This is a genomic window from Chloroflexota bacterium (assembly GCA_014360805.1).
GTDB lineage: Bacteria > Chloroflexota > Anaerolineae > DTLA01 > DTLA01 > DTLA01.
The window spans coordinates 19,686-36,296 of the sequence record JACIWU010000024.1 but is presented as its reverse complement, the minus strand read 5'-3'; the positions used below and the strand labels follow the sequence as shown (position 1 = coordinate 36,296).

The 16,611-nt window shown below is 65.3% G+C and carries 17 protein-coding genes; all 17 read right to left on the bottom strand.

Annotated elements, in window-relative coordinates:
* The coding region (locus H5T65_05995; GenBank protein MBC7258779.1) for an AMP-binding protein at nt 1–566 on the bottom strand (566 nt) is incomplete at its 3' end.
* Nucleotides 567–726: 160 nt separating this feature from the next.
* Entirely contained in the window at nt 727–1,470 is a 744-nt protein-coding gene (locus H5T65_05990) for an alpha/beta fold hydrolase (protein MBC7258778.1), read from the bottom strand.
* Between the two features lie 55 nt (nt 1,471–1,525).
* A complete protein-coding gene (locus H5T65_05985; GenBank protein ID MBC7258777.1) occupies nt 1,526–2,602 on the bottom strand; it encodes a DUF362 domain-containing protein in 1,077 nt (358 codons plus the stop codon).
* Complete coding sequence (locus H5T65_05980; GenBank protein MBC7258776.1) at nt 2,599–3,402, bottom strand: MBL fold metallo-hydrolase; 804 nt, start codon at nt 3,400–3,402, stop codon at nt 2,599–2,601. The genes H5T65_05985 and H5T65_05980 overlap by 4 nt, the downstream gene beginning before the upstream one ends.
* The gene (locus tag H5T65_05975) at nt 3,399–3,821 is read right to left on the bottom strand and encodes an acyl-CoA thioesterase (GenBank protein MBC7258775.1); all 423 of its coding nucleotides are present in this window, start codon (nt 3,819–3,821) and stop codon (nt 3,399–3,401) included. The genes H5T65_05980 and H5T65_05975 overlap by 4 nt, the downstream gene beginning before the upstream one ends.
* Nucleotides 3,818–4,228 carry an acyl-CoA thioesterase gene (locus H5T65_05970; protein ID MBC7258774.1) on the bottom strand — a complete coding sequence of 137 codons (411 nt, stop codon included), beginning with the start codon at nt 4,226–4,228 and terminating at the stop codon, nt 3,818–3,820. Before H5T65_05970 ends, H5T65_05975 begins: the two co-directional genes overlap by 4 nt.
* Before the next feature lie 127 nt (nt 4,229–4,355).
* Complete coding sequence (locus tag H5T65_05965; GenBank protein MBC7258773.1) at nt 4,356–5,558, bottom strand: electron transfer flavoprotein subunit alpha; 1,203 nt, start codon at nt 5,556–5,558, stop codon at nt 4,356–4,358.
* Nucleotides 5,559–5,631: 73 nt separating this feature from the next.
* A complete protein-coding gene (locus H5T65_05960) occupies nt 5,632–6,861 on the bottom strand; it encodes a PLP-dependent aminotransferase family protein (GenBank protein ID MBC7258772.1) in 1,230 nt (409 codons plus the stop codon).
* Between the two features lie 9 nt (nt 6,862–6,870).
* Complete coding sequence (locus H5T65_05955; GenBank protein MBC7258771.1) at nt 6,871–7,713, bottom strand: hypothetical protein; 843 nt, start codon at nt 7,711–7,713, stop codon at nt 6,871–6,873.
* The gene (locus H5T65_05950) at nt 7,710–8,495 is read right to left on the bottom strand and encodes a CoA transferase subunit A (protein ID MBC7258770.1); all 786 of its coding nucleotides are present in this window, start codon (nt 8,493–8,495) and stop codon (nt 7,710–7,712) included. Before H5T65_05950 ends, H5T65_05955 begins: the two co-directional genes overlap by 4 nt.
* Nucleotides 8,492–10,411, bottom strand: a complete 1,920-nt coding sequence (locus H5T65_05945) for a pyrimidine 5'-nucleotidase (GenBank protein MBC7258769.1) — start codon at nt 10,409–10,411, stop codon at nt 8,492–8,494. Before H5T65_05945 ends, H5T65_05950 begins: the two co-directional genes overlap by 4 nt.
* 76 nt (nt 10,412–10,487) lie before the next feature.
* A complete protein-coding gene (locus tag H5T65_05940) occupies nt 10,488–11,279 on the bottom strand; it encodes an electron transfer flavoprotein subunit beta/FixA family protein (GenBank protein MBC7258768.1) in 792 nt (263 codons plus the stop codon).
* Nucleotides 11,280–11,317: 38 nt separating this feature from the next.
* Nucleotides 11,318–12,490 carry an acyl-CoA dehydrogenase family protein gene (locus tag H5T65_05935; GenBank protein MBC7258767.1) on the bottom strand — a complete coding sequence of 391 codons (1,173 nt, stop codon included), beginning with the start codon at nt 12,488–12,490 and terminating at the stop codon, nt 11,318–11,320.
* 72 nt (nt 12,491–12,562) lie between these two features.
* Nucleotides 12,563–13,348: an enoyl-CoA hydratase/isomerase family protein gene (locus H5T65_05930; protein ID MBC7258766.1), complete on the bottom strand. Its 786-nt coding sequence runs from the start codon at nt 13,346–13,348 to the stop codon at nt 12,563–12,565.
* 99 nt (nt 13,349–13,447) lie between these two features.
* Nucleotides 13,448–14,677, bottom strand: coding sequence for a 3-hydroxyacyl-CoA dehydrogenase (locus tag H5T65_05925; GenBank protein MBC7258765.1), 1,230 nt, complete (start codon nt 14,675–14,677; stop codon nt 13,448–13,450).
* A gap of 65 nt (nt 14,678–14,742) precedes the next feature.
* Nucleotides 14,743–15,012, bottom strand: coding sequence for a hypothetical protein (locus H5T65_05920; protein MBC7258764.1), 270 nt, complete (start codon nt 15,010–15,012; stop codon nt 14,743–14,745).
* Nucleotides 15,013–15,035: 23 nt separating this feature from the next.
* A complete protein-coding gene (locus H5T65_05915; GenBank protein MBC7258763.1) occupies nt 15,036–16,235 on the bottom strand; it encodes a thiolase family protein in 1,200 nt (399 codons plus the stop codon).
* Nucleotides 16,236–16,611: the final 376 nt, after the last annotated feature.

Sequence of the window (16,611 nt, the reverse complement as noted above, 5' to 3'; positions counted from 1 at the left end):
TCCTTCTCGCCCTCAATGCTCAATGCGTGGCCTTCTTTTTTCTCTTTGGCGACGGTGAACAGGGTGCGCAGCAGGCCCGGGAAGTACTCCTTGATGCTGGTAACGATGACGCGTTTGAGCGGCGTGTTGGCGCGCACCTGCTTGACGTTGCCGTAGAAGGCTGTGAGAGCGATGAGGGTTTCCGCGCCCGAGTCGTTGACCTGGTGCTCCAACTCGCGGGCCACGTACAGGGGGTTGCAGGGCACGATGACTGCGCCCGCGCGGGCCGCGCCGTAGTACGCGATGATGTACTGCGGGCAGTTGGGCAGGTAGAGGGCCACGCGGTCGCCTTTCTTCACGCCCAGTTTCTGGAGGCCCGCCGCGAATCGGGTAACCAGTTCATCCAGTTCGCGGAAGGTGATCTTCTTCGCCATGTAGCGGGACCCCAGCGGCGCGCCGTAGATGAGGGCGACACGGTCGGGGTGCTTCTGGGCCGAGCGCCTCAACAGTTCGTGCAGGGGGATCGCCGGGTAGTCAATGTGCTTGGGAACTGACTCATCATAGAACTTGTGCCAGGGCTTTTCCATTTTCCTACCTCCTCCTCGTACTCTATGCGAACGATTTACCGGACGTTGGGCATGGGCCTGTGGCGGCCTCAGCGCGGACGGCTCCGATTCTGTGGTTCTGCACGTCTGTTCACATACGGCACCTCCCTGTGCGACGGCCATCGTAGGCAAAGGGATAGGTCTATGCCTTGACCTTGGCCAGGCGCTCTTTCAGGAACGCCTGGATCGTCTCAAAGACTTTCTCCCGCTCCAGGTCGCGCATCATCTCGTGGTGGCTTCGCTCAAACCAGACGATACGTTTGTCGGTGGAGGCGATGCGGTCGTGGATGATCTGGGCCGAGTTGGGGGCCACCGTCTGGTCCTTGTGCGACTGGATGATGAGGGCGGGAGCGCGGACCTCGGGCAGGCGGCCCTCGACGTAGGTGGTGTAGTCCAGAAAAGACAGGATGGCGTCCATGGGGGCGCGGTCGTAGTTGGTGTCGTACTTTTCCAATTCCTTGTCGGCGTAGTTGGGCGGCATGGGCCACCATCGGACGAGTTTGCCGACGATGGGTTGCAGGAAGGCCAGCGCGTTCCCCGGCGCGAGCGGGTTGCGCAGTTTGAGCGCCGCGGCTACGAGGGCGATGGCGTCCACCTGGTCGGGGTGTTCGGCAGCCAGGTGCAGAGCCACCAGCCCTCCCATGGACAGGCCCACGACGACGGCCTTTTCGGCCTCGGTGAGCAGGTCCTTCAGGGCGGCCTCGGCGTCGGCGTACCAGTCCCGCCAGGTTACGCCGATCAGGGCCTCGGGCGTTTGCATGTGCCCGCGGAGTACGGGCATGCGGTAGGGCAGGCCCAGGGCCTCAATGTAGGGGTTGAGGCCGTTGACACAGTCCAGGCTTGACGTAAACCCGTGCAGGTTGAGCACTCCAAGCGGCGCTTTCATAAAGCCTCCTGTGAACTATTTGACATAATATTGACACATCCTTTCCGCTCCCGTGCTAGACGCGGCGGGCGATTTCCGCCGGGTCGGGCGGGCAGCCACGAACAAGTCGGAAGCCGCCCTTGCGTGCGAAGGCCGCCGCGCAGTCGCCCACGCAGAGCACACGGCCATGATCCGCAGGCAGGGCCGCGCCGCTCCCCAGGACGATGTCGGTGCGGCGCAGTTGCCCGCTCCACAACAGGCGAATGCGGCCCCATCGGGATTTGCGTAGTGCGCGGAAGGCGAGGTAGAGGGCGGCGTTGCATCCGCTGCACGAGTCCGAGACATGTTCGTATACATTATGATAGCGGAAGTAGCCGGGATAGTCCAGCGCGAACGGGCGCGCGGCTTCCGGAATGGGCACGCCCACGGCATGGACGGGCGCTGGTGGGATGTGCGGCGCTCGCTCGCGGGGCATACCCATCAGCGCCAGGCAGGCGTTGTCCACCTCTACCACGTCGGTGCCCGCCACAAGGATGCCCATGTCCACGGGCGTGCCGAAGCGCCACGGCCCCAACCCCTCCAGGGCTACGATGCCGTCCACCACGGTGAGGTGAGGCCTTGCGACGCGGGCCAAGGCCGGTATGGCGCGGTCCAGCCCGATCTTGTGGAACCGCTTCTTGTCGGCTTCGGTGAGCAGGCCCTTCTGGTTCTTCAGGCCCAGCGTTACGCCGGTCTGGATGTGGGTCTTCATCTTGGCAACGTTGACGTACTCGTGGGTCTGGAGCAGCGCCGGCAGTCGGATTCTGCCGAATTCCCATTCCACCTCCACGCGGGGCGCGTCGTTCAGGTCCGCCAGTTGCGCGCCGTAGCGCCGGGCCAGGTCGGCGTAGCCTGTGCGGCGGAACGCTTCCATGGCCGAGCGGCCCACGATGGCGCCCTCGCCGATGACGATGGGGCGGCCCGCGAAGTAGCGCAGCAGCCCTTCCACCACGGCGGGATCGGTGAACAGGCCAATGCCGGGCGGGCCGTAGTCGGGCACGTTGGGCTTGATGAAGATGGCCTCGCGGGTCGGCTTGTATGCGATTCGGTCCAGCGCCTGGGCCAGGGCTTCGGCGACCTGGTCCAGGGTGCTGCGCACGATGGCGACGGTCATGTGTCCCTCAAGAATACACGAACCAGGTTGACGCTGGAGAAATGGCCGCCCGTCAGGTAGGTGAGCGTGCCTTCGCGGCCGAACAGGGCACGGGCGATGCGCTTCTCGTCCCATCCGCGGTCGTGGAGTTGGCGGATGCGCACTTGCAACTCCTCCAGGTAGGCGATCTTGTCCAGGATTTCGCGGCGGGGGTTGGGGCGCACGCTGCCGCTGCCCGGGAACAGGTACGAGATGTCCAGCGCCGCCAGATGGCGGAGCGAGTCCAGGGTGGCGCGGATGTCGTAGTCGGGCCGGTAGGCGCGGTCCTTGCCGCCGATGAACAGGTCGCCGGTGAAGGCCCAGCCCTCGCTGGGTTCGTAGATGAGGATGTGGTCCGGGCTGTGGCCTGGCGTGTGGATGACCTGGAAGCGGTGATGCTCGGTCGCGATTTCGGGCGGGGCTTCGCGACCCTCCGACGGCGTGGGCCAACCCCAGAAGATTCGCCGATACAGTTGCATACGGATGAGCGACGGGTCGCGCAGGTAGGGCAGTGCCAGCGGGTGGGCGTAGATGGTCGCGCCGTGCTCGCGGGCGATCTCGGCGTTGGCGCCGATGTGATCCTCGTGGTGGTGGGTGTTGACGATGAAGCGCACGGTCTGGCGGCGGAGGGCGGCGCACAGTTCGCGGGCGGTGAAGTGGCAGCCCGTGTCCACCAGCAGGCCATCCACGAAGTAGGCGGCCGTCCAGTAGGCCGGGCGCCGGAGGAAGCCCCTGGCCAGGCGGAACTTGGTAACCGCGCCTATCTGCTCGGTCTGGATCACGGGTTCTGCTCCGACAACAATTGGGCCCGGAACTCGTCGGGTATGCGTATGGGGCGGAGCGTCTTGGGGTCCATCATCACCTGAACGGTCTCCCCTTCGGCCAACAGGATGCCGGTCTCCTGGTTGATGACCTGGTACGAGAACGTGAAACTGCGCTGCCGAACCTGGCTCACCCACGTGCGGACGAGGATGGGGTCGTCAAAGCGGGCCGAGGCGTGATACCTGCACCGCGCCTCGGCGATGACGAAGGTGATGCCTTCCTTCTCGCGGCGGGGGATGTCAAACCCGACCTCGCGCAGGTAGTTGACGCGCCCCACCTCAAACCACACGAAGTAGTTGGCGTAGTACACGATGCCCTGGGCGTCGGTTTCGGCGAAACGCACGCGGAGCGTGCTCTCGGAAACGCGCGGCGTTGTCATAGAGCGCTGGCCCCTCCGGCTAGGATTTGACGAAGCCATATAGGGATGGACTGAACTTCTCGGTTCTTGGTGACGCAAATGTGGCGGGTGTGGCCCGTGGCAAGGAGTAGGTCGGCGGCGTTACGCACCTCGTAGCGGAAGGTGATGCCGCGGCTTCGGAGTTCGGCGAGGCGCGTGCAGATCGTCACCTCCTCGTCGTAGAAGGCTGGGTGCGAGAAGCGCGCGTACAGTTCGGTAACGGGCAGGAAGATGCCCCTGGCTTCACACTCGGCATAGGCGAGGCCGGCGGCGCGGAAGAAATCGGTCCGTCCAGCCTCAAACCAGACGGCGTATGCCGAATGGTGGACGATCCCCATGGCGTCCGTTTCGGCGTACCGAACGCGGAGGCGGGTTACGGTTTCCGCCACGGCGCGTGGCCTCCTTGCTGATGGATTCCCCTTGCGACGCATCGCACCCATGCGACGCACTGCGCATGTGCAGTTCAACCTTCACGTGCGACGCACCGCGCAGGTGCGTCGCACGTGTTACGTAGCATTACACAGCGGTTCCTGCGGTGGCTGCCTCAATCTCCTTGATGAGGGCTGGGATGACCTTGTACAGGTCGCCCACCACGCCAAAGTCGGCAATCTGGAAGATGGGCGCCGACGGGTCTTTGTTGATGGCGATGATGTACTTGGCGTCCTTCATGCCGGCCTGGTGCTGGATGGCTCCCGACACCCCACAGGCGATGTAGAGTTCGGGGTGCACGGTCTTGCCGGTCTGGCCCACTTGATGGTCATGGGAGATCCAGCCCGCGTCCACGGCCGCGCGGGAAGCGCCGACGGCCCCGCCTAGGACGGTGGCCAGTTGCTCAATGAGTTTGAACCCGTCGGGGCCACCCAGGCCGCGCCCGCCCGTTACGATGACTTTGGCCTCTTCCAGGTCCACGGTGTGTTTGCCCTCCTTGATGACTTCCAGGATCTTCGTCATCAGGTCGCTCTCCGACAGGTCCACGTCCACGCGGGTGATCTCGCCGGTGCGGGTCTTGTCCTCGGGCAGGGCGCGCATGACGCCAGGGCGCACGGTGGCCATCTGCGGGCGGTGGCGCGGGCAGGCGATGGTGGCCATGATGTTGCCGCCGAAGGCCGGTCGGGTCTGGAGCAGGAGTCGCTCGCTCTCGTCTATGTCCAGGCCGGTGCAGTCGGCGGTGAGGCCGGTGTGAAGGCGCTGGGCCACGCGCGGGGCCAGGTCGCGGCCGATGTGGGTCGCGCCGAACAGGACGATCTCCGGCTTCTTCTCCTGCACCAAGTTGGCGAAAACCTTGGTGTAAGCGTCGGTGCGGTAGTGTTCCAGCAACGGGTGATCGGCCAGGAGCACCTCGTCGGCCCCGTACCAGATGAGTTCCTGGGCCAGGTTGTCCACGTTGTGGCCCAGGAGCACGGCGATAGCCTTGGCGCCCAGGGTGTCGGCGAGTTCGCGGGCCTTGCCCAAGAGTTGGCGGGCCACTTTGGTCAGCATGCCGTCGCGCTGCTCGGCGAAGACCCACACGTTGCGGTAGTCGCTCAGGCGCACGCCGGTGGTGGGCATTTCGCCCAGGACCAGCGCCTGCTCGGGGCAGGCCTCCACGCAGATGCCGCAGGAGACGCACGTCTCGTACACGACGACCACGTTGCCCTTGACCTCAATGGCTCCAAATGGGCAGACCATCTGGCAGGTGCCACACGCTGTGCATTTTTCCTCAATGACCTTCAGTTCCATCCTTGACCTCCTCGCTGGCAGTAGTTGGTGGGATCAACGGTGCGAACGCGCAGGGGCGCTCGCGGATAGCCTCTCATCCGAATTCGCGCATGATGGCGCGGGCCAGGCGCTGGATGCCTTCGCGGATCATTTCCGGACGGCAGTAGGAGAAGTTGAGGCGCATGGTGTTGTGGCCGCCTTCGTCCGGGTAGAACGCGGCGCCTGGAACATAGGCGACTTTCTCCTCCAATGCGATTTTCAGGAACTCGGTGGTGTTGACCCGCTCGGGCAGGCGTACCCATAGGAATAGGCCGCCCTGTGGCCGCGTCCAGGTTACGCCGCTGGGGAACTGCTCCTCCATGGCGTGGAGCATGGCGTTGCGCCGCTCGTAGTAGGCCTCGCGCACCTTCTTGACGTGGGCGCGTAGCAGGCCGCGGCTGCAGATGTCGTGAGCCACCATCTGCACGAAGACGCCCGTGTGCAAATCCGCGCCCTGCTTGGCCTGCACCAGTTTGCTGATGATCTTGGACGGCGCGGTAACCCAGCCGATGCGGATGCCCGGCGCCAGGGTCTTGGAGAACGTGCTCAGGTAGATGACGTTCTCCTTGTGCAGCGTCTCTATGGGCGTGATGTCCTCGCCCTCAAAGCGCAGTTCGCCGTAGGGGTCGTCTTCTATGATGGGCACGCCGTACTTAGCGGCCAGGCGCACCAGTTCTGCGCGGCGCTCCAGCGGGAGCGTGGTACCCGCCGGGTTGTGGAAGTTGGGCAGGACGTAGATGAACTTGACCTTGCCCTGGTGGGCCTTGAGCACAGGCTCCAGTTCATCCACGCACATGCCGTCGTCGTCCAGGGGCACGGTTGCGAATTGCGGCTCGTAGGCGCGCCACGCCTGGAGCGCGCCCAGGTAGGTGGGCCGCTCGGTGATGACGACATCGCCCTTGTCCAGGAAGATGCGCCCGATGAGGTCCAGCGCCTGCTGCGAGCCGTTGGTGATGATGATGTTTTCCACCTCGGCGGGGACGCCGTACTTCTGCATCTTCTCGCAGAGGTACTCGCGCAGGGGCGTGTAACCCTCGGTAGCGCCGTACTGGAGCGCCTTGCTGCCGTTGGTGGTGAGGACGTATTCGCATGCCTCGCGGAACTCGCGGATGGGGAACAGTTCGGCGGCGGGCAACCCGCCTGCGAACGAGATGATGTCGGGCTTCTCGGTGAGTTTGAGCAGTTCGCGGATGACGGAACTGGTCATCTTGACGGCGCGGCCGGCGAACTTGGCGTCCCAGTCGGTGGTAACTTCGGTTTCTACGGGTTGAACGGGTAACGACATGGGTCCTCCTCATTGAGTGATGGTGTAGGGCCGGGAGTCTCGCCGTTGAGAGTGCATCTCCCGGTGGATGATTTCTTTCAACAATTGGGCCCGCGCGGCCCCGCCCACGGTCTCCAGTTTGCGGATGCCGAGCGGGTCAATCTCCTCTCGGAGCAGGCGCAACTCTTCGGCGGTGGGCGGCGGGGTTTCCGATAGCGGGCTGGCCACCCGTAGCGGAAAGCCCGTGCGCGCCCACACGTCGTCCAATGACACGCCCGGGTGCAGGCTGACGAGCCGCACCTGGCCCTCGTCCAGGTCAAATGTGGCCAGGTCGCTGACCAGATACCAGTCGCGAGGGCGGTCGGGGATGTGGCCCACGCCGCTGATGAAGTCCACCGCCGGCACGAAGACGCGGGCGTCGTGGCGCGGCACGTAGAGTTCCACCCGCCGGTAGATGGGCGTGATGTCGGCGATGCCGCCGCAGCCGGGGAGCCGCAGCCGGGGCCGACGCCAGTCGCCGATGCAGACGTTGTTGAAATGGCCGCGCGGGTCTACTTGGGCGGGGCGCAGGAATTCGCGCGGCTCCAGCGTGGGCAGAATCTCGCGGCAGATGGACGGGAAGTTCATGCGGCGCAGCGGGCGGTCCAGCCACATGGCCTCGTCGCGCAGGAGCGACAGCGGCTTCCAGTCCAGCGTAACGGCCATGCCCACCGCCGAGGCCAGCACCAGGTTGGGCGCGTGGGTACATTTGGCCAGGATGTAGCCGGCGAGGGTCAAGGGCGTGGAGAGGCCCTGCACCACGATGTCGCCATCGCGGAGCCGTCGGCTGATGCATGTGGCGATGATTTCGTCGGGCGTGAATTCCGGTTTCATGTTTGCAGCCACGCGCTCAGGTATTCCTGGAATCGGTCGGACGCACAGGTTTCCACGTAGGCGAGGATGGCCTGGGCATCCAGCGGATACAGCGGATGGCAGGATGTGGGCGCAGCGCCGTTGGGCGCGGCCACCACATGGGTAACGCGCTGCCCCAGCAGGTCGGCCTCGGCCGACAGACGCGGCACGATGCGCTCGGCCGTTACGATGACGGTTCGCGCCGTGAGGCTCAGTTCCCAGTCCACGGCCAGGTTGCCGCCCAGGATGGCGTTGCCCATAGGGTCGGCTTCCAGGGCATGGATGAGGGCCACGTCGGGGGCGATGGCCGGGAAGGCGACGCACGTCTCGCCGGTGTACGGGTCGGCGACGGTGCGCACGTCGGGCCGCACGCGCAGGAAGTCCGTGCCCATCCATGCGGGCGACGCGATAAACCCGACGCGGGCGAGCGTAGCGCGCAGGCCGCAAGCGATGCTGGTTTCCGTCTCCTCCACGATTTCCAGCGCGCCTGCCGGGGCTGCGCGGGTGAACATGGGCGCCAGGCCGAAGGCTTCCAGGCCGAAGTAGCACGTGCGGACGCGTCGCACCAGGCCCGCGCCTACCAGGAGGTCGGCGTCCAGCCCCAGCGTGGCGCCGAGCAGGGTCAGGTCGCCGATGCGCGCGCGGATGATCTCGCGCACGGCGGCCATAGGGCGGCGGTGGAGCATGAGGCCGCCGATGGCGAGGAGGCTGCCGGGCGCGATGGCGCGAACGGCCTGGGCGAGGGAGCAGGTCTTGTCCATCATGGCGCCCCCTCACCCTTGCTCGGCAGCCGGCCGTCCAGCAGCGCCGTGATACGCGGCAGGTCTTCTATACGCGGGATGGCAAAGTGGGCATCGTCGGGGTCATCGCTGCCCACCAGGACGGTGATCATGCCCATCGTGCGCCCAGGCACCAGGTTGCGCGGCGTGTCGTCCAACAAGAGGCACTCCTCGGGGCGGGCGTCCAGCAGGGCAAGCGCCAACTCGTAGGCTTCGGGGTCCGGCTTGTTTACATAACGAACAGCCTTGATGTCTATGATGGCGGAGAAGTGGCGCTCCACGCCGAGGAGGCTGAGCACCCGCCGGGCATGGGCTTCGCTGGCATTGGTGAACACGACCTTGGTGAGCGGGAGCGCGGCCAGGGCCTTGTCCAGGGCGGGGTTCGGCGCGATGAACCGTTCCAGCGGCAGGTTGTGGACGTAGGCCAGGTAGTCTTCGGGGTCCACGTTGTGGTGGAGCATCAGCCCGCGCAGAGTGGTGCCATACTCGCGGAAGTACCGGTCGCGCAGGGCGACGATTTCACCTTCGGCGAAGCCGCACCGCTCGCGCATGTACTGCTTGATGAGGCGACCCACCTCGTCCATGAGGCCCGAACTCATGGGGTACAGGGTCTGGTCCAGATCAAACAGGGCGAAGCGCAGCGGGGGCGGTCCGCTCGGCTTCTCGTCGGCGGGGTTGGGGCGCTTGCGGGTACTTGCTGCGGAGCGCGCTTTCGGTTTGGCGGCGTTCGGATCCGAGGCCAGGAGCACCGCCGCGCCGTTGGCGCCAGCGCCGCACAGCGTGGCGACGCCCAGAGCCGCCCCGCGGCGGCGCATCTCGTAGGCCAGCGTCATGAGGATGCGGGAGCCCGTGGCCCCCACGGGGTGGCCGATGGCGACCGCCCCGCCGTTGACGTTGACGCGCTCCGGGTCAATGTCCAGTTCGCGGATGCAGATGAGGGGCACGGCCGCGAACGCCTCGTTGATTTCCCAGAGGTCCACGTCGCGGGGGCGCAGACCGTGCTCGGCGAGAAGCCTTCGGGCGGTGTCGGCAGGGACGGTGCTGATGCGCGGCGGCTCGTCGGAGACCTGGGCCGCGCCGACGATCCAGGCCAGGGGTTGCAGGCCCAGCGCGCGGGCGTCGGCCTCGTCCATGAGGACAAGGGCCGCCGCGCCGTCGTTTAGCCCTGGGGCGTTGCCTGCCGTTACCGTCCCTTCGGGTGAGAAGGCCGGGGGCAGGGCGGCGAGTTTCTCCAGCGTGGTGTCGGCGCGGGGCTGCTCGTCCGTGTCCAGGGTGGTCTCGGTCTTGCCGACCTTGACCGTGGCCGGCGCGATTTCGTCTCGGAAGAACCCCGCGTCTTTGGCGGCGAAGTACCGCCGATGGCTGCGGAGCGCCCATTCGTCCTGCGCGGCCCGCGTGATGCCGTAGGCTTTGGCGGCGTCATTGGCGTAGTCGCCCATGTGCTTGCCCCCCAGCGGGCAGGTGAGCGACGCCGTCAGGTCGTCCACGAGGGGGCCGTCGCCCAGGCGGTAGCCCCAGCGGGCGCGCGGCAGGATGTAGGGCGACTGGCTCATGTTCTCCATGCCGCCGGCGACGACCCAACGGGCGCGGCGGCTCTGGATGAGCAGGTCGCCCCAGATGACGGCGTTCAGCGCCGAGGTGCAGGCCGTGTTGAGGGACATGGCGCCAACGGCGACGGGCACGCCGGCGCGCAGGGCAGCCTGGCGCGCGGGCACCTGGCCCACGCCCCCGCCTACGCAGTGGCCCAGGATGACCTGATCGCGCTCATCCAGCGCCAGCGCGACGCGGGAGCAGGCCGCGCGGATTGCCCACGCGCCCAGTTCCACCGCGGGCGTGTCTTTTAGCGTGCCGCCAAAACGCCCGAAAGGCGTCCGCGCGGCCGATACGATGACCGTTGCCATGCGCTGTGTCCCTTCGCGGTGCGATGCGCGAGACTCCGGAGGCCCGAGCGGTTCCTTCGGAGACGTCGGACTCGCCTCATCCCTGAATGATGTTGCGCGCTCTGAGTCGGCTCAGGATTTGCCGTGCGGCCTCGTCGGGCGGCGCGGTGATGGTCTCGCCCGGCTCCTTGGCCGGCGGGCTGAAGGAGCGCCGCACCTGGGTGGGCGAGCCTTCCAGTCCCAGCGTCCCGGGCTCCGCGCCCAGGTCTTGGGATGTCCACAGCGTTACCTGGCGCGCGCGGTAGGCGGTGATGATGCCGGGCGCGGTGGGATACCGGGGCTTGTTGGCCTCTTTGGTGATGGTGAGCAGCGCGGGCAGCCGGGCTTCTATGATCTCATACCCGTCTTCCAGTTTGCGTTTGGCGCGCACGCCGCCGTCGGTGAGCGTCAGTTCGGTTACGTAGGTGATCTGGGGGATGCCCAGATATTCGGCCAACTGGGGGCCTACCTGGGCGGTGTCGCCGTCAATGGCCTGGCGGCCGGCCAGGATAAGGTCGTAGTCGCCGATCTTCTTGATGGCCATGCCGAGGGTGGTGGCGGTGGCCCAGGTGTCGGCGCCTGCGAAGGCTCGGTCCGACAGGAGGATAGCCTCGTCGGCGCCCATGGCCAGGGCCTCGCGCAGCGCGTCATCGGCCTGGGGCGGGCCCATGGTGATGACCACGACGTGCGCGCCCAGGCTTTCCTTGAGTTTCAGCGCCTCTTCCAGCGCGTTCTTGTCCTCGGGGTTGATGATGCTGGGCACCCCTTCGCGGATGAGCGTGCCGGTGCGGGGGTCCAGTTTGACCTCGGTGGTGTCGGGTACCTGTTTGATTGTAACGACGATCTTCATAATTGGCCCTCCTGGTGATTGCTCCTGCGCGGCTCGCTCTAGCGGATGCGGACGCCGACTTTGCGGAACAGGTTGGTGGCGATGACAAGGCGCTGGATTTCGTTGGTGCCCTCAAAGATGCGGGTGATGCGGGCGTCGCGGTACATCCGCTCCACGGGGTACTTCTTCATGTAGCCCATGCCTCCGTGGATTTGCACGCACTTGTCCACGCAGCGGTCCAACACTTCGGAGCCGAAGACCTTGCACATGGCGGCGTAGGTGCTGAAGTCGCGGCCCATGTTGCCCGAGTCCATCATCCAGGCGGTGCGGTAAACGAGCGAACGCAGAGCTTCAATCTCGGTGGCCATGTCGGCGATCATCCACTGGATGGCCTGCTTCTGGGCGATGGGCTGGCCAAACTGGTAGCGGTTCTTGGCGAAGTCAATGGCCGCGTCCAAGGCCGCTTGCGCGCCGCCCAGGCAGCCTGCGCCCAGGCTGATGCGCCCCACGTCCAGCGTCTTCAGGGCCGTGAGGAAGCCCGCGCCAAACTGGCCCAGGACGTTCTCCTTGGGCACGACGCAGTCCTCAAAGATGATTTCAGCGGTGGAGGAGCCGCGGATGCCCATCTTGGTCTCTTTGGTGCCCACGCGGAAGCCGGGGAAGGTCTTCTCCACGATGAAGGCTGTAACGCCGCCGCGCGCGCCCAGGGCCGGGTCGGTTACGGCGAAGACGGTGATGATGTCGGCGATGTCGCCGTTGGTGATCCAGATTTTCGTGCCGTTGAGGATGTAGTTGTCGCCGTCGCGCACGGCGCGGGTCTGGATGGCCGCGGCATCGGAGCCGGCGTTGGGTTCGGTGAGGGCGAAGGCGGCGATCTTCTCACCACGGGCCAGGGGCGTGAGGTATTTTTCCTTCTGCTCGGGCGTGCCGTCCAGGTAGATGGCCATGGCGCCGATGCCGGTGTGGGCGCCGATGACGGTGGCGGTGGAGCCGCAGACTTTGTTGATTTCCTCCATGAGGATGCAGTAGCCGATTTCGCCCGCGCCCGCGCCCCCGTATTCCTGCGGGAAGGGCACGCCCATCAGCCCCAGTTTGGCCGCCTTGCGGATGACGTCCATCGGGACTTTCTCTTCCACGTCAATCTCTTCGGCGATGGGCGCGATCTCGTTCTGCGCGAACTCGCGGATCATGCGGCGAAGGAGTTCGTACTCTCTGGGAAATGTGAAGTCCATAGATGCGCTCCTTTTGGTTGGCGTCAGGCTCCCGAAGTCAGGAGAACTTCGGGAGCCTGGGAGATGACGGGCCTACCGGTCTTCAAACTTGGCCTGGCGCTTCTGCAGGAAGGCGGCCACACCCTCGCGCATGTCGTAGGTCTCGCAGAGTTTGGCGAAGTGCTCGGCCTCGTACAGCAGGGCATCTTGCAGGTCCATTTCCAAGCCCTTGTTCACGGCGTCAATGATGGCGGCCAGGGACAGGGCCGACTTGGACACGATCTTCTTGGCCAGGCCCTTGGCCTCTTTGATGACGTCGCCGGCGGGCACGACCTTGTTCACCAGGCCGATGCGGAAGGCTTCCTGCGCGGTGATCATGTCGCCGGTGAACAGGAGTTCAAAGGCCTTGCCCTTGCCCACGTAGCGCGGCAGGCGCTGGGTGCCGCCCCAGCCGGGGATGATGCCCAGGTTGATCTCGGGCTGGCCGAAGCGGGCACGGTCCGAGGCAATGCGGATATGGCAGGACATGGCCAGTTCGTTGCCGCCGCCCAGGCACACGGCGTTGATGGCGGCGATGACCGGTTTGGGGCTGGCCTCAATCTTGCTGAAGAGTTGCTGGCCCTTGACCACCACTTCCTTGGCGTCGTCGTGGCCCTTGAGGGCGTTGATCTCGTTGATGTCGGCGCCCGCCACGAAGGCAAACTGGCCCGCGCCCGTGATGATGATGGCCTTGACCTCGGGGTTGGCCAGGACCTCGTCAAAGGCGGCGTTCAGGTCCATGACGGTCCGCGTGTCAAAGGCGTTGGCGGGGGGATGGTCAATGGTCAGGATGGCGATGCGCTCCTCAACGGACACTTTCACATTCTGGTACTCACCCATGGTCTCGCTCCTTTCTCTCGTCGTGTTCTGTAGAATAGGTTTGCCGTTTCGCGGGAAGTGGGGCGGGCGGCCCCGCCCCACGCCAGTGCCGACCGTGCGCTAGGTGGTGTACTCCATGAAGCCCTTGCCGGTCTTCTTGCCCAGGTGGCCGGCGCGGACTTTGGTCTTGAGCAGTCGGGCCGGGCGGAAACGCGGGCCGTACTTGGCCGTGAACTCGTCCAGTTTCTGCAGGACATAGTCCAGGCCCAGGGTGTCGGCCAACTGGAGCGGGCCCATGCGCTCGCCCTTGTAGGTCATGCCGGTGCCGGCGATCATGGCCATGTCAATGTCGTTGACGGCCGCCACGTGCTCGGTTACGCACAGGACGGCCTCGTTGATCATGGGCATGATGAGCCGCTCCCAGGAGAACTCGGTGCCCTTCTGGGCCTTGCCCTCGGCCTGCACTTCCTGGATCATCTTGAGGACGGCTTCGGAGTCGCCGGTGCCCGGGTAGTCGTAGAACCCGGCGCCGGTCTTCTCGCCGAAACGCTTGGCCTGCACGAGTTTGAAGAACAGGTAGGCGGGCGTCATGCGTTCGCCGTACTCGGAGTACAGGTACTCGCCGACGTCGGCGCAGATGTCAATTCCGAGCATGTCCATCAGTTGGAAGGGGCCCATGGGCCAGCCGAATTCGCGCATGGCGGCGTCAATATTGGTGGCGCTTTCGGTGCCTTCCTGCAGGGCATAGACGGCCTCGTTCAGGTAGGGCATCAGCAGGCGGTTCACCAGGAAGCCGGGGCATTCCTGCACGACGACGGGGATCTTGCGCAGGCTCTCGGTGAACATTACCACGTCGTCCACGGTTTCTTGGGTGGTGTCCAGGCCCGGGATGACCTCCACCAGTTTCATGACGTGGGCGGGGTTGAAGAAGTGCATCCCGATGACCTTGCCCGGGCGCTTGGTGGCGGCGGCCATCTCGGAAATGGACAGGGCGCTGGTGTTGGAGGCGAAGATGGTGTGCTCGGGGCAGACCTCGTCCAGTTCGGCGAAGACGCGCTTCTTGATGGCCATCTTCTCGGGGACGGCCTCAATGACGATGTCCACGTCCTCAAAGCCGTCGTAGGTGAGGGTGGACGTAACGAGGTCCATCTTGCTCTGCATCTCGCCCGCGCTCATTTTGCCTTTTTCCACGCGGCTCTGGTAGATGCTCCGAATGGTATCCATGCCCTTCTGCAAGGCGGCCTGGTCAATGTCCTTGAGGACGACGGGCAGGCCGGAGAAACTGATGACTTGGGCGATTCCACCGCCCATGGCGCCAGCGCCTACAACAGCGGCTTTGAAAATGTACATCTTCGTACCCTCCTCTTTGCGTGATATGGGTGCCGACCGCGCCGATGGCGGCCGGCGCGAGGTTGCTACCAGGTTTTCAACGGGATGTTCGCGTCGGGCTGGCCGATGCGCACGAACAGCACCCAGGTGTCGGGGTGCTTCTGGAACATGGCCTTGTCGGCCTTGCCCAGGGTCTTGCCCACGACATGGTCGCCGGTGTTGGGTTCTATGGCGACGATTTCGCCGTTGTGGGCAGGCTCCAACTGGGCCTTGAGCGAGTTGTAGATTTCCAGGCCCTTGCTGATGAATGCCTGGCGGGTGGCCTTGTCCTTGTACATTGCCATCACGTCGGTCATGCTACGCCTCCTTCTGTGCCGTGCTATTTGCGCTCAATGATGATGGTGCCGCCCAGCCCGCCGCCGACACAGGCGGTGGCCAGGCCGAACTGGACGTCGCGCTTGTTCATCTCGTGCATGAGGGTAACGACGATGCGGGTGCCGGTGCAGCCGACGGGGTGGCCCAGGGCGATGGCGCCGCCGTTGACGTTGACCTTGCTCCAGTCCCAGCCTTCGTCTTCCAGTTCCCGCCCGCAGGCGAGGGTCTGCGCGGCAAAGGCCTCATTGATCTCAATGAGGTCAATGTCCTTGAGCGTCAGGCCCGCTTTCTTCAGGGCGATGGGGGTGGAGACGGCCGGGCCCAGGCCCATGATCTCCGGCGGGAGGCCGGCGTAGGCGTAGGCGCGGATGTAGGCCCAGGGCTTGAGGCCCAGGGCGTCGGCCTTCTCCTTGGACATCACCAGGGTGGCCGCCGCGCCGTCGCTGATGGGGCATGCGTTGGCCGGGGTTACGACGCCGCCCTTCTTGAAGACGGTGGGGTAAAGGGCCGCCTTTTGCACCGACAGGGCGGGGTTGATGCATTCATCCTGCACGATCTCCTCGTAGGCCACTTCCTGGCCAGCCACCTTCTTGGAGACACGGAACGGGACGATTTCGTCCTTGAAGCGGCCCGTGCGGGTGGCCATGAAGGCTTTCTTGTGCGATTCCACCGCGTACTTGTCCAGTTCCTCGCGGGTGAAGCCGTACATCATGGCGAGGTTTTCGGCGGTGTAGCCCATGATCATGTCGCACACGGGGTCGGTGAGGCCCTCCCATAGGGTGTCAATGAAGGTGGTGGAGCGGAGTTTGAGGCCCCAACGTGCGCCGCGGACACAGTAGGGGGCGGTGGACATGCTCTCCACGCCGGCGCACAGAAACAGGTCGCCGTCGCCGGCCTTGATGGCCTGGGCGGCGTTGGTGATGGCCATCATGCCCGACACGCAGTTGCGCTGCACCGTGTAGCCCGGCACGTGGGTGGGGATGCCGGCCATGAGGGCGGCGACGCGGCCGATGTTGGGCGCATCGCTCTGCTGGCCGATACAGCCCATGATGACATCGTCAATCTGGTTGGGGTCAACCCCTGTGCGCTGGATGACCTCCCGCAGCACCGCTGCCGCCAGTTCCTGGGCCGGAACGTCGCGGAACGCTCCTCCGTGGCTCCCGATGGCCGTTCTGACTCCTCCGACGATGACAACTTCTTTCATGCGCGCCTCCTTTGCGACAGAATGAGGGATACGGTTTGCTCCTGTTTGTACGGTGCGGTAACGCCATGAACGTTCACGGGATTTGCCCATCCCGAATTGCCCGACGGATGGCCTGCGGGGGCCTGGTTAGGGATGCCTCAGGCAGGGCGCAGGATGGCCCCCGTTGGTTTTGGGTTCGCAGCCTGACGGCTGGTTCGTCTCGGTGCCAGAGAGCGATAATAGAAAGAGCACGGGGAAGGGGGGGGCTTTCCGGGCCTACCCCATGTCCTCGTGCTCGGTTGTTCGCGGGTCATGCGCACAGGGCAAAAGGATGGGTACGGAGCGTAACCAAACCCGTTTGCTAGTCGGCATGGCTAGCATGCAAACTCCCTCGTTC

Coding starts and splice junctions, on each gene's coding strand:
- H5T65_05940 (MBC7258768.1), bottom strand. CDS start 11,279: ATGAAGATCGTCGTTACAATCAAACAGGTACCCGACACCACCGAGGTC.
- H5T65_05915 (MBC7258763.1), bottom strand. CDS start 16,235: ATGAAAGAAGTTGTCATCGTCGGAGGAGTCAGAACGGCCATCGGGAGC.
- H5T65_05930 (MBC7258766.1), bottom strand. CDS start 13,348: ATGGGTGAGTACCAGAATGTGAAAGTGTCCGTTGAGGAGCGCATCGCC.
- H5T65_05975 (MBC7258775.1), bottom strand. CDS start 3,821: ATGACAACGCCGCGCGTTTCCGAGAGCACGCTCCGCGTGCGTTTCGCC.
- H5T65_05985 (MBC7258777.1), bottom strand. CDS start 2,602: ATGACCGTCGCCATCGTGCGCAGCACCCTGGACCAGGTCGCCGAAGCC.
- H5T65_05920 (MBC7258764.1), bottom strand. CDS start 15,012: ATGACCGACGTGATGGCAATGTACAAGGACAAGGCCACCCGCCAGGCA.
- H5T65_05960 (MBC7258772.1), bottom strand. CDS start 6,861: ATGTCGTTACCCGTTCAACCCGTAGAAACCGAAGTTACCACCGACTGG.
- H5T65_05945 (MBC7258769.1), bottom strand. CDS start 10,411: ATGGCAACGGTCATCGTATCGGCCGCGCGGACGCCTTTCGGGCGTTTT.
- H5T65_05955 (MBC7258771.1), bottom strand. CDS start 7,713: ATGAAACCGGAATTCACGCCCGACGAAATCATCGCCACATGCATCAGC.
- H5T65_05935 (MBC7258767.1), bottom strand. CDS start 12,490: ATGGACTTCACATTTCCCAGAGAGTACGAACTCCTTCGCCGCATGATC.
- H5T65_05925 (MBC7258765.1), bottom strand. CDS start 14,677: ATGTACATTTTCAAAGCCGCTGTTGTAGGCGCTGGCGCCATGGGCGGT.
- H5T65_05950 (MBC7258770.1), bottom strand. CDS start 8,495: ATGATGGACAAGACCTGCTCCCTCGCCCAGGCCGTTCGCGCCATCGCG.
- H5T65_05990 (MBC7258778.1), bottom strand. CDS start 1,470: ATGAAAGCGCCGCTTGGAGTGCTCAACCTGCACGGGTTTACGTCAAGC.
- H5T65_05965 (MBC7258773.1), bottom strand. CDS start 5,558: ATGGAACTGAAGGTCATTGAGGAAAAATGCACAGCGTGTGGCACCTGC.